The 22,758-nt window shown below is 48.2% G+C and carries 20 protein-coding genes; 10 read left to right on the plus strand and 10 right to left on the minus strand.

The genetic code is table 11. From position 1 onward, the window contains the following. Nucleotides 1–65: 65 nt before the first annotated feature. Nucleotides 66–608, minus strand: a complete 543-nt coding sequence (locus I5M27_RS03400) for a hypothetical protein (RefSeq protein ID WP_200504610.1) — start codon at nucleotides 606–608, stop codon at nucleotides 66–68. Beyond that, nucleotides 569–1,132 (minus strand): hypothetical protein, encoded by a 564-nt coding sequence (locus I5M27_RS03405; protein ID WP_200504611.1) that lies wholly within the window; start codon nucleotides 1,130–1,132, stop codon nucleotides 569–571. Before I5M27_RS03405 ends, I5M27_RS03400 begins: the two co-directional genes overlap by 40 nt. Before the next feature lie 185 nt (nucleotides 1,133–1,317). On the opposite strand from I5M27_RS03405, the gene I5M27_RS03410 reads away from it, so the two are divergent. Continuing rightward, entirely contained in the window at nucleotides 1,318–4,053 is a 2,736-nt protein-coding gene (locus I5M27_RS03410) for a hypothetical protein (protein WP_200504612.1), read from the plus strand. 204 nt (nucleotides 4,054–4,257) lie between these two features. Here I5M27_RS03410 and corA read toward each other — a convergent pair whose 3' ends face one another. After that, nucleotides 4,258–5,367, minus strand: a complete 1,110-nt coding sequence (corA, locus tag I5M27_RS03415) for a magnesium/cobalt transporter CorA (RefSeq protein WP_200504613.1) — start codon at nucleotides 5,365–5,367, stop codon at nucleotides 4,258–4,260. A 100-nt stretch (nucleotides 5,368–5,467) separates the two neighbouring features. Beyond that, nucleotides 5,468–6,085 (minus strand): IMPACT family protein, encoded by a 618-nt coding sequence (locus I5M27_RS03420; RefSeq protein WP_200504614.1) that lies wholly within the window; start codon nucleotides 6,083–6,085, stop codon nucleotides 5,468–5,470. A gap of 159 nt (nucleotides 6,086–6,244) precedes the next feature. On the opposite strand from I5M27_RS03420, the gene I5M27_RS03425 reads away from it, so the two are divergent. The 5 genes from I5M27_RS03425 to I5M27_RS03445 all read left to right on the plus strand — a co-directional run bounded on the left by I5M27_RS03425 (nucleotide 6,245) and on the right by I5M27_RS03445 (nucleotide 12,444). After that, entirely contained in the window at nucleotides 6,245–7,201 is a 957-nt protein-coding gene (locus I5M27_RS03425) for a GNAT family N-acetyltransferase (protein ID WP_200504615.1), read from the plus strand. A 35-nt stretch (nucleotides 7,202–7,236) separates the two neighbouring features. Beyond that, complete coding sequence (locus tag I5M27_RS03430; protein ID WP_200504616.1) at nucleotides 7,237–8,193, plus strand: glycosyltransferase family 2 protein; 957 nt, start codon at nucleotides 7,237–7,239, stop codon at nucleotides 8,191–8,193. Between the two features lie 139 nt (nucleotides 8,194–8,332). Next, complete coding sequence (locus I5M27_RS03435) at nucleotides 8,333–9,313, plus strand: acyl-ACP desaturase (RefSeq protein WP_200504617.1); 981 nt, start codon at nucleotides 8,333–8,335, stop codon at nucleotides 9,311–9,313. A gap of 284 nt (nucleotides 9,314–9,597) precedes the next feature. Continuing rightward, nucleotides 9,598–10,698: a vWA domain-containing protein gene (locus I5M27_RS03440; RefSeq protein WP_200504618.1), complete on the plus strand. Its 1,101-nt coding sequence runs from the start codon at nucleotides 9,598–9,600 to the stop codon at nucleotides 10,696–10,698. 222 nt (nucleotides 10,699–10,920) lie between these two features. Then, a complete protein-coding gene (locus I5M27_RS03445) occupies nucleotides 10,921–12,444 on the plus strand; it encodes a sigma 54-interacting transcriptional regulator (protein WP_200504619.1) in 1,524 nt (507 codons plus the stop codon). A gap of 117 nt (nucleotides 12,445–12,561) precedes the next feature. On the opposite strand, the gene I5M27_RS03450 is transcribed toward I5M27_RS03445, so the two are convergent. Both I5M27_RS03450 and I5M27_RS03455 read right to left on the minus strand, forming a co-directional pair. Further along, on the minus strand, nucleotides 12,562–12,918 hold the full coding sequence (locus I5M27_RS03450; RefSeq protein WP_200504620.1) for a SpoIIAA family protein: 357 nt from the start codon (nucleotides 12,916–12,918) through the stop codon (nucleotides 12,562–12,564). Between the two features lie 35 nt (nucleotides 12,919–12,953). Next, the gene (locus I5M27_RS03455; protein ID WP_200504621.1) at nucleotides 12,954–13,328 is read right to left on the minus strand and encodes a DUF1622 domain-containing protein; all 375 of its coding nucleotides are present in this window, start codon (nucleotides 13,326–13,328) and stop codon (nucleotides 12,954–12,956) included. A gap of 228 nt (nucleotides 13,329–13,556) precedes the next feature. Between I5M27_RS03455 and I5M27_RS03460 the strand changes: the two genes are divergently transcribed. Together I5M27_RS03460 and ligD are read left to right on the plus strand one after the other, a co-directional pair. Next, nucleotides 13,557–14,075, plus strand: coding sequence for a hypothetical protein (locus I5M27_RS03460; protein WP_200504622.1), 519 nt, complete (start codon nucleotides 13,557–13,559; stop codon nucleotides 14,073–14,075). Between the two features lie 53 nt (nucleotides 14,076–14,128). After that, entirely contained in the window at nucleotides 14,129–15,745 is a 1,617-nt protein-coding gene (ligD, locus tag I5M27_RS03465) for a non-homologous end-joining DNA ligase (RefSeq protein ID WP_200504623.1), read from the plus strand. A gap of 11 nt (nucleotides 15,746–15,756) precedes the next feature. On the opposite strand, the gene I5M27_RS03470 is transcribed toward ligD, so the two are convergent. From I5M27_RS03470 to I5M27_RS03485, 4 genes are all read right to left on the minus strand, one after another. After that, complete coding sequence (locus I5M27_RS03470) at nucleotides 15,757–16,233, minus strand: nucleoside-triphosphatase (protein WP_200504624.1); 477 nt, start codon at nucleotides 16,231–16,233, stop codon at nucleotides 15,757–15,759. A 40-nt stretch (nucleotides 16,234–16,273) separates the two neighbouring features. Further along, nucleotides 16,274–17,317, minus strand: a complete 1,044-nt coding sequence (locus I5M27_RS03475; RefSeq protein WP_200504625.1) for a hypothetical protein — start codon at nucleotides 17,315–17,317, stop codon at nucleotides 16,274–16,276. Nucleotides 17,318–17,469: 152 nt separating this feature from the next. After that, on the minus strand, nucleotides 17,470–18,279 hold the full coding sequence (locus I5M27_RS03480; RefSeq protein WP_200504626.1) for an MOSC domain-containing protein: 810 nt from the start codon (nucleotides 18,277–18,279) through the stop codon (nucleotides 17,470–17,472). Between the two features lie 80 nt (nucleotides 18,280–18,359). Then, entirely contained in the window at nucleotides 18,360–18,785 is a 426-nt protein-coding gene (locus I5M27_RS03485; protein ID WP_200504627.1) for a hypothetical protein, read from the minus strand. A 243-nt stretch (nucleotides 18,786–19,028) separates the two neighbouring features. Between I5M27_RS03485 and I5M27_RS03490 the strand changes: the two genes are divergently transcribed. Next, nucleotides 19,029–20,447, plus strand: coding sequence for an FAD binding domain-containing protein (locus tag I5M27_RS03490; RefSeq protein WP_200504628.1), 1,419 nt, complete (start codon nucleotides 19,029–19,031; stop codon nucleotides 20,445–20,447). Further along, nucleotides 20,444–22,708 (plus strand): xanthine dehydrogenase molybdopterin binding subunit, encoded by a 2,265-nt coding sequence (locus tag I5M27_RS03495; protein WP_200504629.1) that lies wholly within the window; start codon nucleotides 20,444–20,446, stop codon nucleotides 22,706–22,708. Before I5M27_RS03490 ends, I5M27_RS03495 begins: the two co-directional genes overlap by 4 nt. Nucleotides 22,709–22,758 lie beyond the last annotated feature (50 nt).

Here is a 22,758-nt window from a genome sequence, read left to right on the forward strand (position 1 = left end):
AAAAATGCTATGCATTCAGGCTTAAAAAGTGCTGAAGCATTCCGTTTGAGCAATCAAAAAAAAGATCAGAAATCGCTTTTATCGTACCACGAACGCATTTTCCAGTTATCGTTGCGGTTTTTGCGGGTGAGTACAATGCGGGCTGAACCTACCCCGCGGTAAATGGTGGCGTCATCCTGGTTAATGGTAAGGTTGAAGGCGCGTTCGGCAATGGCTACGGTGTCGGAAATGGCGGTATCGGCTAAAATATACTGGTTCCATTGCAGGGAAGTGGCGCGCACCCCCCGGAAAAGCTTGTAGGTGGTGCTCATTTCCACGTCGCGGGGCCAGCTTACTTCGGTGTTGTTGGTAAAATCGAAATACGTGAACCGGAAATCGGGCGCTACGATCTGGCCATATAAAGTAGAGTCGCGGAGCTGGTAGGAATTGCGGAACCACTCGAAAAACCCGTTCACGGTTTTACGGTCACCCAGCAGTTTGTTCGGGTCGGTTACGGCATCGTCGAGTTCCGGGGCAAAAGGGTTGCAGGCCGCCAGCGAAGCGACCAGAACCAGCGGTAAAAGCCGGGTCAGCGCGCAATAAAATGTTTTTTCAGATCGCTCCAGCATGCCTGGTTTTCCCGGTTATCTTCCCATTTGGCAATAAGCCACTCGTTATTTTTTCGCGTAAGGACCAGCCGCATGGTGCCCGTAAAATCGTGAGGCTTGAGGGTGGTATCGGTGTGCGAAGTACGTAATTTATAAGAAAAAAACTGTTCCAGCGAATCGGCCCGGAAAAAATTCTCACGCGTTTTGGTCAGGTCCAGCAAATTCAGGGCATTGCCGGCAGATTTGTTTTTCAGGCTGTTGAAGTAATCGCGTTCTTCGGCCGCAGTCCAGTTTTCAAATAAAGCGGTGTTGGCGCCCGCCGTGGCCGGATCGGCTTTGAACCGGAAACCGGGCGTAAAGCAGCGACTGTAAACGGAAATATTCAGGGTGCGTACGGCTTTGGAAAAATTGTCGGTTAAAATATCGGGCTGGGTAGGCGGGGTCCATTCGCTTATGGCATCGGGTTTTTCGGGCTCGCGCACGTTAAAGCAGCCGCCGCAAAGCACTACAAGCAGCAAGAGCCAAACCACAGACCACTTTTGCATAAAAAGATAATTTCTATAAAAATACAAAGAATACCTGAAGCTGCCAAACTACTTTTCCGGCCCCAAACCCTACCGTTTTGCAGCAGTTTCGGGTTTGCTGCGTAAAAGTGGAGCGGGCAGTCAGGCGGGTTAAAAGCTTTGCGGCGGAGAAAATTTAGTTATTTTTGCCCTTCACCTTTTTGCGCATGCCGAAGAAATATATTTTTTATTTGGTGGGATTGCTGCTGCTGGCCGGACTCGGTTATTACGGTTTCAGTAAATGGACCGAGGCCCGCGAAAAAGTAGACCTCTGGACGCTGGTGCCCGACGATGCGGTTTTCGTGATAGAAAGTGGTAACCACGCCGATATGGTAGACCGCCTGAAACGCACCCAGATCTGGGAATCGCTTTCGGAAGTTACGTATTTGCGCCGCCTGGAAGAAAACCTGGTGCTGGTAGACAGCCTGGCCGATAACCGCGAAACGCTATTTAAATTTCTGGGCGATAAAAAAGTGCTGAGCTCGGTGCATGTAACGGGTAAAAGCGATTTCGAACTGGTTTTTTACCTCCCGATCAGCACCGTAAAAGAGCACCGCTACATGCGCACGCTGGTAGAGAACCTGGAAAAGAACGGGCAGTTCGAGCACACCACAGATCAATATCAGGGTACAACCATCACTTCATTCAGAAACCAGGCAAACCGCCAGAGCCTTTCGTATTTTACGTATCGCAACAATCTGATCCTGAGTTCTTCGCCGGCTTTGCTCGAAGGCATTGTGCGCAGGATCAAGCGGAAGCAATTCGTTTCGGTGGCTGCCGATTTTAAGAATATCAATTACCTGAACCAGGAAAAAGTTTACGCCAACGTATTCATTAATTACCGCAACCTGCCGCCTTTTCTCAATCTTTTTGTGAAGCCGGAACTGCAGCCCGACCTGGAATATCTGTGTGGCCTGAGCCGCAACAGCATGCTGGAGTTCAGGCTCGAAAACAACAAACTTTTCCTGAACGGTTTTTCTAACCCCGAAACGCTGAGCCAGACTTTTTTTGAGCACCTTTCGGGCCAGAAGCCCAAACCCATGGCTTTGGAGCAGCTTGTGTCTAACCGGGTAGCTTTTTTCATGCATTTCGGGCTCGATAAGGCAGCCCGGCTCCGCCAGTATAAAGGTGCCAAACTGCCGGAATTGTTGCCGGAATATAAAGCGCAGACCGATACGCTTGCCCAATTATTTGGCGGTGAATTAGGGCTGGCTTATCTGCAAACATTTAACCCCAATACTTCGCCGGAGAAAGTTATTTTTGCCCAGACCAGTGCACCGGCCCATGTTTTAAAACGCCTCAATGCCCTGGCCCTGGATATAAACCTGCTAAACAAAACGGTACCTTATAAAGAACAAAAAGGCAGTTATGTGATCCGGATGGTGCCGGTTAAAGATTTTCCGCAACGCCTTTTCGGGCGGCTTTTCCGGGGTTTCGGGCAATGCTATTTTGTAGACGTGCAGCAATATATCGTTTTTGCCGATAACCCCGCGGCGCTGCGCAGTGTGCTCAACGATATTGAAGCCGGCAACGTGTGGGGCAAATCGGTGGCACAAAAAGCTTTTCTGGAGGAAACCCAGCACGAAACCAATTTCAGCGTTTTTCTGAATTCGGAGAACGCCTGGCCCATGCTGAGCCGCTACGTAAACACCGATAAACGCGAAAGCCTGCTGCGCAACGAAAACCTGATCAAAGATTTTAACCAGTTCAGTTTGCAGTTCAGCCAGGTAGAGAAACAGTATTATACCACTATTTTACTCCGGCAGCAAGATGCGCTGGCCATTGAGGACCTGCAGGCCGATACCTTCGAAATTGAAAAAACCATCCCTTTCCGTAGTAAGCTTATTGCAGGCCCTTTTGCGGTGCGCAGCCCGTTGAACCGCGGCCTGGAAATGATGGTGCAGGACTCGGGTTCGGTATTACACAACGTTTCGTACGAAGGCCGCATTACCTGGTCCGATACCCTGAACGAAGCTATAAAAGGAGAAATTCTGCAGGCGCCTTTTGGTTCGGATGGCAAAACCAAATACCTGTTTGCCACTTCCCACAAAATTCACTGCCTGGACCGGAATGGGAAGGATGTTGAAAATTTCCCGTATTTTCTGCCCGATTCACTGCATTTGCAACGCCTTACCATTTTAGATTTTAATAAGAACGGCGACCATAAATTACTGGTAGATGATGAACTGGGGAATCTGTTCATGTTCAACGAAACCGGTGACCTGCTGCCGGGCTGGGAACCGCGCAGCCTCGATAGCCGCCTGGCAGTTGCGCCGCAGTATTTTAGGGTGGGCAGCAAAAATGTGATTGTGGTGGTGCTTGAAAACGGGCTGGTATATGCCCTGGATGAAGCAGGTGAAACGTATCCGGGCTTTCCTTTCAGCGTGCGGGCTAGCGTGCGTTCCGGCATGTTCGGGAAACCGGGCAGCAACCTGCAAAAATCGGAAATGACGCTGGTAACTTTGCGCGGCGAAGTAATAACCTTTAACCTGGCCGGCGAGATTCTGAAACGCCACCAACTGGTGCGGCCTGACCGTAATGCCACCTTTGAACTGATTCCGGAAAACGCCGGGAAATCGTACCTGATCGCGCGGCAGAGCCTGGGGCGGGTAACGTTGCTAAGCCCTGATTTTAAATTGTTGCTGGAGCGGAACTTCTTTACTTCGTCGCGCAAAATTGTGCAGTATTACCTGTTTGGCGGCGATAATGTTGTGTACGTAATTACCGAAACAGGCCCGCAGAAAACTTATCTTTTCGATGTAAAGGCGCAGCCGATCGGAAACCGCGTGATCGAGAACCGCAGCCCGGTAAAGTTGTTTTACAACGATATTACCCGCGAGTTCCAACTTTACAAGATATTCGGCCGCGAACTGAAAAAAATAACCCTCGAACGCAAGAATTAACCCTGAGTTTTTCAGCTGAAAAGCATAGCGTTTGTTGCCGGTTTTATAAAGTCGCTATGGTTTTCCCAGACTTCAGGCAGTGCGGTACAAACCGAAGTAATCTCATTTTTGAGCAAATAATTTTATTGGATTTTCCGCTGGAAAAAGAGTTGTGTAGTGCTGAAAAACGGTATGCTTTCAGCTGAAAAACTCCCGAGTCGGTATTTATTTGAACCAGCCTTTCCGGTAGAAAAAATAGATCTGGCCCAGGATCAAAGCACCCATTAAAAATAGCAGCGTTATGTAACCGTACGGCTGGTAAAGTTCCGGCATGTTCAGGTAATTAATGCTGCCGTCCGGGTTTTCGCGCGAGAAGTTCATGCCGTAAATGCCTACAATAAAACTGAGCGGAATGAAGATACTCGAAATAATGGTAAGTACTTTCATGATCTCGTTCATGCGGTTGTTGATGTTCGATAAATAAAGTTCTACCAAACTGCCCGACATCTCTTTGTAATTTTCTACCAGGTCTATGATCTGCACCGAATGGTCGTAGGTATCGCGGAAATAGATCTTCAGGTCATCCGGAATTACTTCGGGCGATGATCGCAGCAGTTCGCTTATTTTGTCGCGTTCGGGCCAGATGATGCGGCGCAACTTTACAATTTCCCGCTTTACCGACAGGATCCGGCTCAGAATTTCTTTTTTCGGCTGTTTGAACAAACAATCTTCCAGTTCATCGAGGTAGTCGCTCATTTCGGCCAGCACCGGGAAATAGTGGTCCAGCACCACGTCCATGATCGCGTAAGCCATGTAAACAACCGGCCTTTTCCGGATAATGCCTTTTCCACCCCGAATGCGCAAACGCAGCGGATTGAGGCAATCTTCGTAATCGCTCTGAAAGGTAAGTACGTAGTTGGGGCCGGTAAAAATGCTGAGCTGATCGTCGTCTATTAATTTTTTGGGAGTAAAAGTAACCATCCGCGAGATCATGAAAAGCGAGCCGCTTTCTTCTTCCACTTTGGGCCGCTGGTAATCACTGATCACGTCTTCGAGCTGCAGCGGGTGGATGTTGAAATCGCGGGCAATGTTTTCCAGAATTTCCAGGTTGCCGTAGCCGCGCACATCGAGCCAATGGCGCTGGTGCGGGCGTTGCTGCATGTAGGCAAAAAGTTCGTCGTAGCTTTCGTATTCTTTTTCTACCAGTTCAAATTCGTCGAATGAGATCAGGAACAAGCGGGTATCGAACGCGTTTTCGGGCCGGAAAAGGAAGCCTGGTTTTTGCCCGACTTTGGTGCTGATTTTGTTTTGCTGCAGAATGCGCGGTTTTACCATAAAAAAGGATACCGTTTAAAAAGGAAACGCCTGGATAAACCGGCCGTTTATAGTTTTTGGGTTTAGAAAGATAGCGTTTTCAGCCCGATTTAGTTACAAATTATTGCAGCAGGCCGGCTTGCACATCGTCCAGTTTTTCAAGGCGCGCCATAATTTTTTCGCTTAACTGTTTTCTGACTTCCACGGTTATCTCGCAGCTTATTTCAAAATGCTGGCTGGCCATCTGCAGGTCAAATTCCTTGATCAGGCTCATCACATCGTTCATTTGCGGGTACTGAAATTCGATCCTGATGAAAGCCGTTTCGTGTTTTTCTACGGTCTGGGCCTGGCTCAGGGCTTCGGCAGTGGCGGTTTTATAAGCGTAGATTAAACCGCCCACGCCCAGCTTGGTGCCGCCGAAATAACGCACCACAATTACCAGCACGTTGCTCAGACCCGAAGAGCGGATCTGGCCTAAGATCGGATCGCCGGCCGAATGGTTTGGTTCGCCATCGTCGTTGGCCCGGTACACTTTTTTAGCCGCACCCAGCAAATATGCATAGCAATGGTGGCGCGCATCAAAATAGGTTTTGCGCACTTCGGCCAGTTTTTCTTTTATGTCGGCTTCGGAATATACCGGGAAAGCGAGCGCAATAAATTTGCTGCCTTTTTCTTTATAAAGCCCTTCGGCCGGTTCGGCCAGCGTAATGTAGGTATCAGGATTTTCGGCAACAGTCAAAGCAATAATTTTTTAAGAAGAAGAAAACCACCGCAAATTTGCGTTTATTTACGCGTTTTCCGGTTATTTATGCATAATTTCGTTACTCAGGCAAAACTATCCATGGCAACCGGAATGGTTTCTGGAAAGATGCCCGATTTTTTCCCGGTTCTAATACCCATGCAGCTGCAAAATAACCGCTATTTAATTGCTATTGCTCCCGAAAGCCAGCCGCAGGAATTTGCCTTCGACCCTTTCCTTTTTTTACGCCAGGCGCATTTGCAAACGCAGGCCGAAGATGAGCAGCTGATTTTTCAGTTACTCGACCAGAAAACCAATAAAATTGCCGCGCACCTGCCTTTTTTTCTCGACGGAAAGGGCTTGGCTTACAGCCCCGGAAAAGCGCCATTCGGTTCGGTTCAGTTTAAAAAACGGTTGCCCGAAGAAGTCCTGGCGGAATTTCTGTTGCACGCAAAACGGTATCTGTTGGAGCAAAAAAACTGCCGCAACATTCAGATAAAAAGTTACCCGTTCGCTTACGCTACCCACGAAAGTGCGGTGCTTACCGATATTTTTTTAAAGCAGGGTTTCCGGGTCAGCCATTCCGAGATCAACCATCATATTGCCATAACTGAAGCGCCTTTCGAAACAAAATTGCATCCTTCGGCCCGCCGGCGTTTGCATAAATGCGTGAAAAACGGTTTTGCGTTTCAGGAAGAAGAAGTGAAAATATTGCCGGAAGTCTGGAATTTTATCCGGGATTGCCGCCTGGAAAGAAATTACGAACCGCCCATGCCTTTAAAAAAACTGGCCGCTTTATTTCAGGATTTTCCGCAGGATTTCCGGCTTTTTTCGGTGCGGCACCAAAACGAACTGGCGGCGGCCACCATTGCCGTGCGCATAAACGGGCAAACGCTTTATAACTTTTATCCGGCCAATCCGCTTCGCTTCAATGCTTTCAGCCCGGTTGTGTTTTTAACCGAAGGCTTGTACGAAGTTTGCCAGCAGGAGTATTTTGAAACGCTGGATCTGGGAACTTCGAATTTGCCGACCGGCCCGAATTTTCCGCTAATTGCTTTTAAAAAACACCTGGGCGGAGAACCCACTTTAAAACTTACTTTTGAGTTTAACGCTTAGCTGAATCTTGTAAATAAGAACTTCTGAAAGTACCTATGCAGCCCCTCGTTTCGGTTATTTGCCTTTGCTACAACCACGCCCGTTTTTTAAGAGAAGCCCTCGATTCGGTGCTCAACCAGACCTATCAGAACCTGGAAATAATAGTAGTAGATGATCTGAGCACCGATAATAGCCGCGAAATCATTGAAGATTACGTAAGGCGTTTTCCGCAAATCAAATACCTGCCAAACGCACAGAATCTGGGCAATTGTGTAGCTTTTAACCGGGCTTACAGACTTTCGAAAGGAAAATACCTGATCGATTTTGCCACCGACGATGTTTTAATGCCCGAAAGAATCGCCGAACAGGTGGCAGCGTTTGAAAAGCTGGATGAAAGCTACGGTATTTTATTTACTGATGCTGAATTCATAGACGACTTCGGCAACCATTTACTTAATTTTTACAAGCGCGATAAAAACGGCAACCTGGCCGAAAATGTACCCGATGGCGATGTTTTTGCCCACGTAATTGCCCGCCATTACATTTGTTCCCCCACCATGATCATGCGGCGCACGGTTTTCGATAAACTGAACGGCTACGACGAAACGCTGGCTTACGAAGATTTCGATTTGTGGGTAAGATCGGCGCCTGATTTTAAATATTTCTTCCTCGATAGAATTCTCACGAAACGGCGTATCCATGCGGCTCAGATGTCGCAGCAGCAATATAAGCCTAACGATAAGCAGATCTTTTCTACCATAACGGTATGCAAAAAAGCCCAAAAACTGCTGCGTACCGAAAGGGAAAAACAAGCCTTAAAAAAACGCGTAATACACGAATTGATCCAGGCAGTTTTTACGCGTAATTTTGAAGCAACACGTCAGCTTTACGGACTGCTGCAGGATTTAGGGCCGGTACCGGCAAAAATGAAAATGCTGGTTGCAATACATAAATTACCGTTCCCTTTTGAGCGCACCCGGCAGCTTTATCAGCAGATCCGGTTCGGCAAATAATACCTTTTTTCAGAATATGGAAGCCTGGTGTTTTTCAGGTTATGTATAATAATTCTAATATTTGACGGCGCTTTGAAACAAGAAGCTTTAAAAATCAGTTAGAAAATAGTATCTTTGGAGTTTACACAGCTTGATAATTATGATTGCAACGGCCATTTCGCGCGGCGAAGTTTTAACATACCTTGAAAAATTTCTTGATTATAACTTCGATTCATTGTTAAAAACGGTAGAGGATAGCTGGCAACCCGCTGACCTGCTTCCGGATTCCCGTTTCGATAATTTTCTGGATGAAGTAAAACAACTCCGAGAAAGAGCAAAAGACCTTTCTTATGACCTGATGGCGGTGCTGATCGGCGATACCATTACCGAAGAAGCCCTGCCAACCTACGAAAGCTGGCTGATGAGTACCGATGGTCTGACCAAAGACCCGAATAGCGGCTGGATGAAATGGATCCGTGCCTGGACGGCCGAAGAAAACCGCCACGGCGACCTGCTGAACCGTTATTTATACCTTTCCGGCCGCGTGAATATGCGCGAAATGGAAGCCTCAACCCAATATTTGATTGCCGATGGTTTCGACCTGCAAACCGGAACCGATCCGTATCGCGCCTTCGTTTATACTTCTTTCCAGGAAACGGCCACCAATATTTCGCACCGCCGCGTAGCTGCTTTGGCTAAAAAATCGGGCGACCTGATGCTGGCCAAGCTTTGCGGCAATATTGCTTCTGACGAAGCACGCCACGCAAAAGCGTATAAAGGTTTTGTAGAGAAAATTTTTGAAGTAGATCCGAACGGGATGATGATGGCCTTTGAAGACATGATGCGGAAAAAAATCGTGATGCCGGCTCATTACCTGCGCGAACTTGGCGTAAATATCGGCCAGACCTTCGGTCATTTTACCGATGCTGCTCAACGCATTGGCGTTTATACCTCTGCCGATTATACCGATATTCTGGAAGACCTGATAAAAGAATGGAAAATTGAAAGCATGACCGGCCTGAACGATACCAGCGAAAAAGCCCGCGATTACGTAATGGCGCTGCCGGCCCGTTTACGCCGCGTTGCCGAACGGATGCGCGTTCCGGAACTGCAATATAAATTCCGCTGGATCGAAGGGTAATTCCTCAAAATATTCTGATCAGAAGCTCCGGGTGAAAATCCGGAGCTTTTTTATTTATCTGAGCCAGGATTTATAGGATTAATGGATTGAAGGATTTTTTTTCGTTAAAAGGAGTAAAAAATCTAAAGTAAAATGTAGCAGGAAGAAAGGGCCAACCCCGCCAGGCATATCATTTCCTGCCTGCAGAACGTTTACTATTGGTGCAAAGGCGTAAACGTTTTTGTACATTTAATCAGGCTGCCTGCTGATCTTAAAATTTCCGACAGCTATATATATAGTTTTTTATGCCTGCAAACTACCGTTTTTCCGATTATATACCGCCTGAAGATAACGCTCCGGGTTTTGAAAGCCTGCTCAAGATCTTCCTGCAACTCGTAACCATGACCTCCGGCGACGTGCGTGAAGCCCTGGAATGGATGAACCAGCTCGATAAAGAGTATAACCTTACTTCCGACGATTACGGCATGGGCGATTTTCTGGAAGACCTGAAACGCAAGGGCTACTTAAGCGAAGATCCGGGTTCCGGTGAAATAAAAATATCCCCAAAAAGCGAACAAAAGATCCGCAAAAGTGCCCTGGAAGAGATTTTCGGCAAACTCAAAAAAGGCGGCAAAGGCAGCCACGCCACGCCGCACTCCGGCTTCGGTGATGAAGCCGGTACCGACCGCCGCGAATTTCAGTTCGGCGATGCGCTGGAACAGATCCAGATGACCGATTCGATCCGGAACGCACAACTAAATCATGGCCTTGGTGCAGATTTCTTCCTGACCGAAAAAGACCTGGAAGTAAACGAAACCGAGCACAAAACCAACGCGGCTACGGTGCTCATGATCGATATTTCGCACTCCATGATCCTGTACGGTGAAGACCGCATTACGCCGGCCAAAAAAGTAGCCATGGCCCTGGCCGAACTCATCAAACAAAAGTACCCGAAAGACACGCTCGATATTATTGTGTTCGGCAACGATGCCTGGCAGATTACGGTGAAAGACCTGCCGTACCTGAACGTTGGGCCCTTTCACACGAATACGGTTGCCGGGCTGGAATTAGCCATGGATCTGCTCCGTAAACGCAAAACCCCGAACAAGCAGATCTTCATGATAACCGATGGCAAACCCACCTGCTTGAAAGAAGGCCTGAAATACTACAAAAACAGCTTCGGCCTGGACCGCAAAGTAGTAAACAAAACCCTGACCTTAGCCGCGCAGGCCCGCCGCCTCAAAATCCCGATTACTACCTTCATGATCGCCTCTGATCCGTATTTGCAGGAGTTTGTAGAGGAGTTCACGAAAGTGAATAACGGGCAGGCATATTACAGTAGTTTGCAGGGCTTAGGGAATCTGGTTTTTGAAGATTACAAGCGGAACCGGAGGAAGCGGGTTTAAATTTGAAGATCTAGAAATGCCAAAATATCGGTCATCCCGAGCGAAACCGAGGAAACTTATAAAGCCATTATCAGGAATTTATTTCAAGATAAATTTAAAAGTCATTTCCCGCTTTGCTGAAATGCCATAGGAGTACGCATAAGTTTCCTCGGCTTCACCCGGAATGACGCAAAAGCTTGAGAAATAAAGCAATCAAAAATCAACTATCAGCAACAAATTAAAATGAACTATAAAGACATTCCTGCAAAGGAACTCCATCACATAAAAACGCTTGGCCAGTTGAAAGCTGCCGGGTACGAACCAAGATCCGTAAAACAGGAACTCCGCGATAATTTAATTGCCAAACTGCAGGTCAAAGAAGAAGTTTTTCCGGGCATTTACGGCTACGAAGAAACGGTAGTGCCCGATCTGCAACGCGCCATCTTGAGCATGCACCACATCAACCTGCTGGGCTTGCGCGGACAGGCTAAAACCCGGCTGGCGCGCATGATGGTAGATCTGTTAGACGAATACATCCCGGTAGTGGAAGGCTCGGAACTGAACGACGATCCGCTGCAACCGCTTTCGGTTTATGCCTTGGAGCAGATCAAGCGGCATGGCGATGAAACGCCCATTAACTGGCTACATCGTTCTGATCGCTACACCGAAAAACTGGCTACCCCGGATGTTTCCGTAGCAGACCTGATTGGTGATGCGGACCCGATAAAAGCGGCTACATTGAAATTGCCTTATTCCGATGAACGGGTTATCCATTTCGGTTTGATCCCGCGTTCGCACCGGGGCATTTTTGTGATAAATGAATTGCCCGATCTGCAGGCGCGGATCCAGGTTTCCTTGTTCAATATTCTGCAGGAAGGCGATATTCAGATCCGGGGCTTTAAGGTGCGTTTGCCATTGGATATTCAGTTCGTTTTCACGGCCAACCCGGAAGATTATACCAACCGGGGCAGCATCGTTACGCCGTTAAAAGACCGCATCGACAGCCAGATCATTACGCATTATCCGAAAAGTATCGAGATCGGGAAGAAAATCACGAAACAGGAAGCGAGAATTAAAGAACCGCAGAAAAAACTGGTGCAGACGCATGAACTGGTAAGCGACCTCATCGAACAGGTGGCCATTGAAGCGCGGACGAGCGAGTATGTGGATGCGAAATCCGGCGTTTCGGCACGTTTAACAATTTCGGCTTTTGAGAATCTGATGAGTGCCGCCGAGCGCCGGGCTTTGATAAACGGTGAAAAACAAACCCACGTGCGGATAGCCGATTTCCTGGCAGCAGTGCCGGCCATTACCGGGAAAGTGGAGCTGGTGTATGAAGGCGAGCAGGAGGGAGCCGGCATGGTGGCGCACAACCTGATGGGCAAAGCCATCCGTTCGCAATTCCTGCATTACTTCCCGGACCCGGACAAAGAGAAAAAGAAGAAAGACAAAACCAAGAACGTGTACAAAGCCATTACCGACTGGTTCAGTGAAGGCAATACCCTGGATCTGTTGCACGACGTGCCCGATAAAGAATATAAAAAGCTGTTAAACTCTGTACCTGGTCTCCGGGATCTGATCGATTTTTACCAGAAAGATCAGCCTGAAGATGCAAAGCTTTTCTTAATGGAATTTTGTCTGCACGGTCTGGCGGAACATTCGCAACTGAGCCGCAATCCGTTAACTGCCGGAACCCAATTTAAAGACCTGTTCAGCAGCATGTTCTCGATGCCGAGTTTTGGCAAAGAGGATTTTGATGAGAATTAATCCCACTTAAATCCTCCCCTAATTCAGGGGAGGATTTCTTTTGCCTGTCATTCCCGGCTCAATTGTGCTCAGAATGCCACGGTTACTATATAGCAAGCTTTGCTCTGATTCTATTTGCTAACCTACCAGCCAGTTCAGCGCATCGTTTCGTTCTTCGCTTTTAAACACCCGGATCTCGGCCGGTACCAGCGGCGAAACCAGTTTGGTAATAGCCGCAAGCCATTCTGGTTCGCCAATTATAGCCACGTGGCTGAAATCGTTGTAGTGCTTAATGTCCATTTTCAGGTCTTCCCAAATGGCAGGCAACGTTGGTAACCCCAGGTGCTCGATCTCAGCATAAAGTTTTATTTTGCCGAATTGCCGGATCCTGGTTTCCAGCGTAGGTTTGATCCGGTCGTAATCGGCTTTGGTAAGGGTGCCGCTGATCTTCAGGGCAATTAAATTTTCTTTCGGGCTTGGTAGTAATGCAATCATAAAGCAGTTTTTTAGGTGAAAATCATAGCGTTTTTTTACGATAAGCCTGTTCTGTTTAAATCATTCAGCCGCATGGGGTTTGCTTTTTCCTCTTTCATTTCCAGCTCCAGGAAATAGTTCAGGCCGGTACGGAGCACAGCAATAGCGGCCAGTTTGCCAATATCATCCCAGGTTGGGGCAACGGCAGTTTGCAGAATATCGGCGCCCAGTAAAAATTCCAGCGCCAGGGCCAGCGATCTGCCTAAATTGTGCCTGATCCCGCTGCGCGGAATAAAGGGAGTTTTATTCAGGAAAAGATCCCGCAAATAAAGATAGAACGCTTTTAAAGTGGCGAAACCTATGATCAAGGCCGCCCCCGCCTCCACGAAACGCGCCAGGTAAATGGTTATCATTTTAATGAATTCTTCCATGCAGGCTTAGCTAGTTGCCCCGGAATTATCCGGAAGCTTTTTATACCGGAAAGTACGTAATCAACGCAAAAAAGACTTTTCAGGCTGTCATTTCATTCCGGAATTGGAAAAACGAAATAGAATAGGACAATTCCTTCCGCCTAAAATGCTGCTAATTTTACGTAAATTTGAATTTTAAATTGGCAGCGGCAGATCAAAAATAAAGCCTGCTGCGTTTAAGCATTACCTATGAATAATTTCCTGAGAACCGCCGCCCTGCTCGCTTTTTGCTACCTTTTTACCTTTACGGCATCTGCCCAGAATCTGAAATTCGATGAACTGAAAACCAGTTTTACGGCTCAGAATTACCCGGAAGGTTTATTTGAAATGGTGGAGGCGAAAGGCTTTTACCGCGTAGATAAACAATACCTGCCTTATTGCGACCGGGTAATTTACGCGTATGTGAAAAACGACCGGCCGGTAATGTTTGTAAATCCAGTGGTTTGCCCCAAGCCGCAGCGCAGCGAAATTTTTCCGATGAAAGTGAAAAATGAACTGGAGCTGCAATACCAGAAAACCGGCCGCCCTCAGTTTGAAAGTTTGCATGAGCAGATCCGGAAAACCTGCAAAGCGCTGCCAGATGAAAACGGTACGGTTCCGGGCCCGAAAAGTAAAACTACCAAGCGCGCCTACCGTCACGAAGCCAGCGGAATAACTTTTGTGGTGATCAATACGGCCCCGGTGGCCTACATTTATTTGCTTAAATAAAGCTACCGTTTTTCAGGTTTTACGTATGGCCAAAAGAACACATTTTTGCCTGCATGAGCCTTGAAACCTACAACCAGAAACGCGATTTTAAGCAAACTCCCGAACCCAAAACCAACGGAAAAAGTGCCAAAGGCGCCCTGCGTTTTGTAGTACAGCGCCACGATGCTTCCAGCCTGCATTACGATTTCCGGCTCGAAATGGAAGGCGTGCTCAAAAGCTGGGCCGTACCCAAAGGCCCGAGTATGAACCCTGCCGACAAGCGTCTGGCCGTGGAAGTGGAAGACCATCCGTACAGCTACCGCACTTTTGAAGGCGATATTCCGGCGGGCAATTATGGCGCCGGGCACGTAGATATCTGGGACGAAGGAACTTACCACCACACCGAAACTTCCGATGAGCCCGAAGGCGAAAAAACGCTCCTGGAAGAACTGAAAAAAGGCCGCATTCATTTTGTGCTGGAAGGCGGAAAACTCAAGGGCGCTTTCACTTTAATGAAAATGAAGGGCCGCGGCGAAAACAACTGGCTCCTGCTGAAAAAAGACGATGCCTTTGCCGTGCACGAAACCTACGATCCGGAAGAACACCTGGGGAAAACGGTAGCGAAAAGTAAAAAAAAAGTAGCGGCCAAGATGGTAAAGGAAACTGAAGCTACAAAAGTTGCAAAAGCTGTAAAGCCAGCGAAAACCGGCATGCCGCACCACATTGTGCCCATGATGGCGCGCCTTACCGATAAGCCTTTCGATCATCCGGATTGGATCTTTGAGAATAAATGGGACGGTTTCCGGGCGATTGCCGAAGTAGAAAAAGGGAAAACGGCGCTTTACTCGCGCAGCGGAAATTCCTTTAAAGATCAATATCCGCAACTGGTAAAAGCACTGGAAAAATTACCTGCAGATCAGGTAGTTCTGGATGGCGAAATTGTGGTGCAGGACGAAAACGGCCGCGTAATTTTCCAGCATCTGCAGAATTTTCAGAACACGCCCACCGAACATTTATATTACTACGTTTTCGATATTTTATACCTGAACGGGCAGGACCTGCGGGATCTGCCATTGCTGGAACGAAAAAAACATTTGGAAAAACTTTTGCAAAATACCGGTCCGGTCCGATACAGCGAACACCGGGTTGAAAAGGGAATTGATTTCTTCCGGGAAGCCGAAAAGCTGAAAACCGAAGGCATCATGGCCAAAAAAGCCGACAGCAAATATTTAACCGGCAAACGTTCCGACGATTGGCTGAAAGTAAAAACGCACCTGCGGCAGGAAGTAGTAATAGGCGGCTACACCGAACCCAAAGGCAGCCGCATTCATATCGGGGCCTTATTATTAGGCGTTTACGAAAACGGAAAACTGCAATACATTGGCCAGAGCGGCAGCGGCTTTAACCGCGAAAGCCTGGAAATGCTGATCAGAAAACTAAAACCCTTGGAGCAGGAAGAATCGCCGTTTGCCGGGAAAGTGAAAGTGAGCCGGGAGGCCACCTGGGTAAAGCCCGAACTGGTGTGCGAAATTTCTTTTGCCGAATGGACTGCCGCCGGACTGGTGCGTCAGGCAATTTTCGAAGGGTTGCGCGAAGATAAAAAAGCCCTCCAGGTAAGCCGCGAACAGGAAGTTTCAGCCAAGGAGGTTGTAAAGGAAAAAGCGAAAAAAAACGGTAGGGTTTCGGGCTGAAAAACTATTGTTTAGCTTTCAGGATAATCGAACAAGGCTACGCTGTAGCGTTTCAGATCATAAATTTCCAGCACGCTTTCACAGATCTTTTCCCGGATCACCAGGATCAGGTTCAGGTGATCAGGCAGGTCAGCAAAAATATTTTCCAGCGCCGGGTTCAGGCCCTTGCCTTGCAGTTCCAGCGGCCCGATCTCATCAATTACAAGCCATTTAAGCTCGGGTAAGCGGCTGGCTTGCAGTAAAATTTTATTGGCCCAGGCAAACGTCTTTTCCGAAAAGGTATAGCGGCCTACCTGTTGCACCTCGGTTTCATCCAGGTCTGCTTCCATGGCTTGCCATTCCTGGGTGCGGATATTCTGGAAACAGCGTTTTTCAAATACGATCGGCGAAAGCAACCCACCCACATCCGTGCGGCCGCTGCACCAATGGGTCAGGCGGGTAGTCTTGCGACTTTGTGTAGGTCCGGTTATAAGAAAGATCTTGGCCACTTGTAAAAGAAAACGGTATGGTTTAGCAGGAAAAAACTGCTTAGGAAGGAAGTATAAATAATTGCCGGAAAGCCAGTTTTACGAACCTCCGAAGCCTTTTTAAACCCGGATTGTCTGCACTTTGCTGCCAGCTTTTTTTCAGGAGCGCACCCATTTCCGGCAGCAGGTTCACAATGGTTTCGAGTTCGGTTTGCAACTGGTTTTTTTTGCCGGCCAGCCACTTTTTCAGAATACGCATAAGCAACGGCGAAATTACAAAATACCACACCGAAACAATCAATACCGATCGGATCAGGATCTGAAAGATCTTATGTTGCGGTAAAAGTGCCGGCCCGATCCCGAAATAAGACTGCAGAAAAACCGCCAGCAAAACCAGCCATACAACTACCAGGCTGAACTGAAGTTTCAATCTTTTCTTTTTCGGCTTCGGTTCAATATTTAAAGGGAAGGTTGCGGCCGGCGAAAGTTCTTCTGCAGAAATTTCTGAAATAGTGGGTAAACGGGAGGGCAAATTTGCAGCCACCAAACCAATTAAGATACCCGCCAAAGCATGCACTGCTACATAAATAGCAGCCAGGTAAACCGTAAAAGGCCCGTTTTCCAGCCCAAGGGTCTGCGCAATTTTACCCATATATTCATCCAATGCCGTCCAAAGATCAATTCCGAAAACCAGCACCAATTTGCCAATATGCAGTAAAGCCGATTGTAATTGCGTAAAAAAACCGAACAGAAGGCAGTTGAGTCTAAAATTTTTGCCGGAAAAAAAGAAGAGTTCAGCGAGCAGGCCCTGGCTTAAAACCGCAATGTAAGCGGCCAGTGGCGCGTGTGGGCTGAGCATAGCCTTCACCAGCAAAACCAGGATGGTAGCTTTTAAAAGATCTCCCCGCCGCCGCCGGAACCGCGCCAGCAAACTTAAACAGCAAACGGCAATGCTCCCAACAACCAGGCCGGTAACCGGCAAATGCAAGGCATGCAGAATACCGCCCAAAACCCCTTCGGCCAACGCCCACACCGCAATAAGCCGATGCTGCAAGCGCATAGAAACGGTATCGGAAAGGGAGGAAAAACTCGGTGCGGTTGCCATGATTTTAAACGAGAGATGAGAAAATTAAGCCCGTTTGGTAAAGTTAAGCAAATTTCCAACATCCAACTTTCCGAATTTGGCTAAGACCCGCGGCTAAAACTGCTTTAAAAAAGAATTTGCAGTGGTTTTACCGGAAAGGAAATGGCCCGTTATCAATCGATGATCTGCAGCAATTGCCCTACTTTCAGCGTGGTGCCGGTACCGTTATGGATCAGGTTCTGGCCGAAATTTACTTTGTTGTTTTGCGTGCGGTAGGTGGCCAGCGTTTTTAAAGGCTCAGCCGATTGTTCAGCCGTTTCCTGGTTTATAGTGGTTACTACGCAGCGGGCGCAGGGTTTTACCGGGAAAAAAGTGGTGTCGCCGATGGCAAGTTCGGTCCAGGTATCTTCATCAAAAGCGCCGCCGCCGGTAAAAACCAGGTTCGGCCGGAAACGGTTCATGGGCAATGCTTCGGACAGGCGGCTGTTCAGATCATTCAGACTTTCCTGCCCGATCATCATGAACGGATAGGCATCGGCAAAACTTACCAGATCTTTGGGGCGGGCATATTCCGGGTCTACGTGGCGGATAGCGTTATCGGGCATATGCACCAGTTTGCAGGGCATTCCCAGGGCTTCCGAAAACCAGGCATTGGCTTCATTATTAACTTCAAAAGCAAAACAGACATCGTTCCAGATGCTTACCAGTTTGGTTTTTTCGTCGTTGGCCTCGAAAGGAATCTGTAAAGGAGGGAGTTTTTGTTGCTTGTGCGAAACCAGTAAACCAGCTGCCGCAATTTCCACCTGCAGCAAAGCCATATGGGCAAATTTACGTTGGGTCAGAAAGTTACCCTTTTCATCGATAAGCATCCAGCGGCGGTCGTATTGCAGGCCCCGTTTCTCCACGAGAGCTTCCTTTACCTGAATGCCGCCTAACGATTTGATGGGGTAAATATAAATGCCGGAAAGGGTATAATCTGCCATGGAAAAGTCTGGATGTAAGGCTGCAAAGCTACTTGAATTCCGGGCAATTTACGGGAAAATAAGGATACAGTTTTTAGGGATCAGAGGGCGTAGCTTTGCATTTGCATGTTTTTAAGCCACTGCTCTGCCTTCTTCACATCACCAAAAATCTGCATGGTAAAAGCATCGGTGGTGCGGCGGTGCAGATCCTGCGCCGATAATGCACCGGCTACGTTGGGAGCCAGTACGTGGGCAAAATACTGCAGGCCGGCTTCTTTTACCTGTGGTACCCAATTGCATTCCAAATGGTCGTTAGACCTATCCCAAGGCCCGAGCAGTTGCCGGTTGTCGTTTAAAATGTAGGCGTAATGTTCTTTCCGAACCACTTCCAGGATCAGATTGGCGCCTTTTATGATATTTTCATGCGAAACAAAACCAATCCAGTTCAGATATAGCCAATCGTTTTCTTTATCGTACTCCCATTGCAGGAAAGGTTTGTTCAGGTTATTTAATAATTCTTGCGGCATGCCTGCGGGTATAAAGGTGAGAAACTTGAGGCAAGTTATCGTAATAAAACTTCACTAAGTATATTAATACTCATTTCATTAGAAAAAGGATCGTCTTTCTTGTTTATTTTTCATAAACAAGAGCTGTATAATCCGTTGTTGTTGAAAAAAGACGTTTCTGTAGGAAAATTCTGAGCCGGCGAATTGCTGCATCTGACCGGAAAAACTTATATTTACCTGGTTCCGCTTTCTTAAAAATCCGCCATGACCCGATTTATTTTAAATCAGCAAAGCATCTGCACCAACCAGCCGCCGGGCTTGCCGCTGCTCGATTTTATCCGTTATCAGCAGCACCTGAAAGGTACCAAGATTGGCTGTCGAGAAGGCGATTGCGGCGCTTGTACCGTATTGGTTGGAAGCCTGGAAAACGGACACGTAACTTACCGCTCGGTTACTTCCTGTTTAATGCCGTTGGCCAACGCCGGGGGAAAGCATATTGTAACGGTAGAAGGCCTGAACCTGCCCGAACTCAGCCCGGTGCAAAAAGCCATTGTGGAAGAAAACGGCACGCAATGCGGTTTTTGTACGGTAGGTTTTGTGGTTTCGCTTTCCGGGTTCTGCATTTCTGAAAAAGCGCCTACCGTACAAAAAGCAATAGCGGCCATGGACGGCAATATTTGCCGCTGCACAGGGTATAAATCTTTGGAGCGCGCCGCCGGAAAACTGGTAACGAACCTGCAGGAAAAATCGGCGGAAAACGCGATGCGCTGGCTTGTAGAAAATAATTTCCTGCCCGCGTACTTCCCGGAAATTCCGCAGCGGCTGGAAAGCCTGCAAGCTGAAGAAGCTGCCGAAACGGTAGGGATTCCGGAGGAAAAAGTCGCATATTATATTGCCGGCGGTACCGATCTTCTGGTGCAGAAACCGGAAACGGTACAGCTTTCGGCAGTAAAAGTGCTTACCCGGGAAACCGGTTTAAAAGGTATTTCCAGCGATGTGGGGCAAATCATTATCGGCGGTGGCACAACGGTAGAAGAACTGCGCCAAAGCCCGGAAATGCAGGCCGCTTTTCCGGAACTGCATCAATACGTGAAACTGGTTTCTTCTACCCAGATCCGCAACATGGGCACCGTGGCCGGGAACTTTGCCAACGCTTCGCCCATCGGCGATCTGACTATCTGTTTTCTGGCTTTAAACGCTACCGTTTTTATCCGGAAAAATGAACATTTGCGCGAGCTGCCCTTGCGGGAACTTTATCTGGGCTATAAACAGCTGGCCAAAGATCCCGACGAAATCATTGAAAAAATCGCTTTTGATATTCCGGACGCAAACACGCATTTCAATTTTGAAAAAGTAAGCAAACGCACGCATCTGGATATTGCCAGCGTAAATTCGGCTATCAGATTAAAAACCGAACTGAACGTGATCTACGAAGCGCATTTTTCGGCCGGCGGTGTGGGCCCGGTTCCTAAATATTTAAACAAAACTTCGGCGTTTCTGCTCGGGAAGGAAATTGAGCCGGCAACCCTGAAAGAAGCTTCAGAAATTTTGCAAACCGAAATTGCCCCGATCAGCGATGCGCGTGGTTCCGAAACCTATAAACGTTTGCTGCTGCGCCAGCTTTTCTTTGCGCATTTCCTGAAATTATTTCCCGAAACGATAACCGCCGAAAACCTGCTATGAGAAACATCGATGCTTTAAATCACGTGCGCGGCGAATCGGTTTACCTCGATGATATTCCGGTGCGACAAGGCACGCTTTACGCCTGGGTTTTCAGTTCGCCGGTGGCGCATGGCAGGATCCTGAACCTTGATCTTTCAGAAGCCGAAAAAATGCCGGGCGTGGTAAAAATTTTTACCGCTCAGGATATTCCCGGCCAGAACCAGATCGGCGGCATTATTCCTGACGAACCGCTTTTAGCCGAAAGCGAAGTGCATTTCTGGGGACAACCCGTTGCCGTATTATTAGCCGAAACCGAATTACAGGCCCGACTCGCTTCGCATAAAATTCAGATCGAAATAGAAAAACTGCCCGTAATTACCGAGCCGCGGGATGCGCATAAAGCCGGGAAATTAATCATGCCGCCGCGCACCTTTACTTTAGGCAATACAGAAACTGCTTTTGCCGGTTGCGAATACGTTTTTGAAGGCAATGCCGAAAGCGGCGGCCAGGAACATTTGTACATCGAAACGCAGGGCGCTTATGCTTACGTGAAGGAAAATGGCAGCTTTTACGTAGCTTCTTCCACGCAAGGGCCAACGGCAGTGCAACGCCACGCGGCGGTAGTTTTGGGCATTAGCATGTCTAAAATTGAAGTGGATGTGATGCGTTTAGGCGGCGGCTTTGGGGGCAAGGAAGATCAGGCTACGCCCTGGGCAGTAATGGCTTTGCTGGGCACGGCTTTAACCAAACGACCGGTAAAATTAGCCCTGCACCGCCCCGAAGACATGCGCATGACCGGCAAACGCCACCCGTATTCCTCTGATTTTAAAATCGGTTTCGATAAAGAACTTAGAATTCAGGCTTACGAAGTTACGTTTTACCAGAATGCGGGCGCGGCCGCCGATCTTTCGCCTGCGGTGCTGGAGCGCACCTTATTTCACTGCACCAATTCCTATTTTATCCCGAACGTAAAGGCTACGGCTTACAGCTGCAAAACCAATTTGCCGCCCAATACGGCTTTCCGCGGGTTTGGCGGTCCGCAGGGCATGTTCGTGATCGAATCGGCTTTGGCACACGCGGCTGAAAAATTGGGCCTGGAAACCTGGGAATTGCAGGAGAAAAATCTGCTAAAAGACGGCGATGAATTTCCGTACGGGCAAATTACTGAAGGCTGCGAAGCGCAAAACTGCTGGCAAACCGCTGCTGAAAAATACGATCTGCCAAAGCTACGCGAAGAAATTGCTGCTTTCAACCAGCAACATAAATTCCTGAAAAAAGGTCTGGCTTTAATGCCCATCTGTTTCGGAATTTCCTTTACCAAAACGGCCATGAACCAGTCGCGCGCGTTGGTGCATATTTACCAGGACGGCAGCGTGGGCGTGAGTACCGGCGCCGTAGAAATGGGGCAGGGTGTAAACACCAAAATGCTGCAGGTGGCGGCTACGGTTTTAGGCATCGATCCCAACCGCATCCGCATCGAAACCACCAATACTACGCGCGTAGCCAATACCTCGCCCTCGGCTGCTTCTGCCACCGCCGACCTGAACGGGAAAGCGGTGCAAATGGCCTGCGAAGCTTTGAGAGAACGCCTGAAATTGCACATTGCCATTCAGTTAGATTTGCCCGAAAATACGCCGATCGAAATCCAGGATGAACAGGTTTGGGTGGCTGGCAAAACGGTAGAACTTCCGTGGGAAAAACTCGTATTTTCGGCTTACTGGAGCCGGATCAGCCTGAGCGAAAATGCGCATTACGCCACCCCGGAAATTCATTTCAATCCGGCAATTGAAAAAGGCCACCCGTTTGCGTATCACGTTTACGGAACTGCTCTGGTAACGGCCACCGTAGATTGCCTGCGCGGTACCTATGAGTTCGACAGCGTAAAAATTGCCCACGATTTTGGCTCGAGCATGAACACCAACGTGGACCTGGGGCAGATAGAAGGCGGGCTGGTGCAGGGAATTGGCTGGATGACGCTGGAAGAACTGCTTTTTAACCCGGAAGGCCGTTTGCTTTCCAATGCGCTTTCTACCTACAAAGTGCCCGATATTTACGCCGTTCCGAAAGAAATTGCCGTGCATTTTATGGCTACCCAAGGCATCAAACTGGCTATTTTCGGTTCAAAAGCCGTGGGCGAACCGCCGCTGATGTACGGAATCGGGGCTTATTTTGCCTTACGCAACGCCATAAAAGCTTTCCGCCTGGAAGCAGTACCAAGATTTTCTGCCCCGATGACGCCTGAAAAAGTATTGCTAAATTTGTATCCGGATTTCGGAACGTAATTTTAGTTTTTTGCTTCCAAACCCTACCGTTTTTACCCGTTAAGTTTTTA

This window comes from Adhaeribacter terrigena (assembly GCF_016623615.1).
GTDB classification, from domain to species: domain Bacteria; phylum Bacteroidota; class Bacteroidia; order Cytophagales; family Hymenobacteraceae; genus Adhaeribacter_A; species Adhaeribacter_A terrigena.

Bases quoted from the DNA above. Each gene is read 5' to 3' on its own strand.
- I5M27_RS03400 (WP_200504610.1), bottom strand. From the start codon at position 608: ATGCTGGAGCGATCTGAAAAAACATTTTATTGCGCGCTGACCCGGCTT.
- I5M27_RS03405 (WP_200504611.1), bottom strand. From the start codon at position 1,132: ATGCAAAAGTGGTCTGTGGTTTGGCTCTTGCTGCTTGTAGTGCTTTGC.
- I5M27_RS03410 (WP_200504612.1), top strand. From the start codon at position 1,318: ATGCCGAAGAAATATATTTTTTATTTGGTGGGATTGCTGCTGCTGGCC.
- corA (WP_200504613.1), bottom strand. From the start codon at position 5,367: ATGGTAAAACCGCGCATTCTGCAGCAAAACAAAATCAGCACCAAAGTC.
- I5M27_RS03425 (WP_200504615.1), top strand. From the start codon at position 6,245: ATGCAGCTGCAAAATAACCGCTATTTAATTGCTATTGCTCCCGAAAGC.
- I5M27_RS03430 (WP_200504616.1), top strand. From the start codon at position 7,237: ATGCAGCCCCTCGTTTCGGTTATTTGCCTTTGCTACAACCACGCCCGT.
- I5M27_RS03435 (WP_200504617.1), top strand. From the start codon at position 8,333: ATGATTGCAACGGCCATTTCGCGCGGCGAAGTTTTAACATACCTTGAA.
- I5M27_RS03440 (WP_200504618.1), top strand. From the start codon at position 9,598: ATGCCTGCAAACTACCGTTTTTCCGATTATATACCGCCTGAAGATAAC.
- I5M27_RS03445 (WP_200504619.1), top strand. From the start codon at position 10,921: ATGAACTATAAAGACATTCCTGCAAAGGAACTCCATCACATAAAAACG.
- I5M27_RS03450 (WP_200504620.1), bottom strand. From the start codon at position 12,918: ATGATTGCATTACTACCAAGCCCGAAAGAAAATTTAATTGCCCTGAAG.
- I5M27_RS03455 (WP_200504621.1), bottom strand. From the start codon at position 13,328: ATGGAAGAATTCATTAAAATGATAACCATTTACCTGGCGCGTTTCGTG.
- I5M27_RS03460 (WP_200504622.1), top strand. From the start codon at position 13,557: ATGAATAATTTCCTGAGAACCGCCGCCCTGCTCGCTTTTTGCTACCTT.
- ligD (WP_200504623.1), top strand. From the start codon at position 14,129: ATGAGCCTTGAAACCTACAACCAGAAACGCGATTTTAAGCAAACTCCC.
- I5M27_RS03475 (WP_200504625.1), bottom strand. From the start codon at position 17,317: ATGGCAACCGCACCGAGTTTTTCCTCCCTTTCCGATACCGTTTCTATG.
- I5M27_RS03480 (WP_200504626.1), bottom strand. From the start codon at position 18,279: ATGGCAGATTATACCCTTTCCGGCATTTATATTTACCCCATCAAATCG.
- I5M27_RS03485 (WP_200504627.1), bottom strand. From the start codon at position 18,785: ATGCCGCAAGAATTATTAAATAACCTGAACAAACCTTTCCTGCAATGG.
- I5M27_RS03490 (WP_200504628.1), top strand. From the start codon at position 19,029: ATGACCCGATTTATTTTAAATCAGCAAAGCATCTGCACCAACCAGCCG.
- I5M27_RS03495 (WP_200504629.1), top strand. From the start codon at position 20,444: ATGAGAAACATCGATGCTTTAAATCACGTGCGCGGCGAATCGGTTTAC.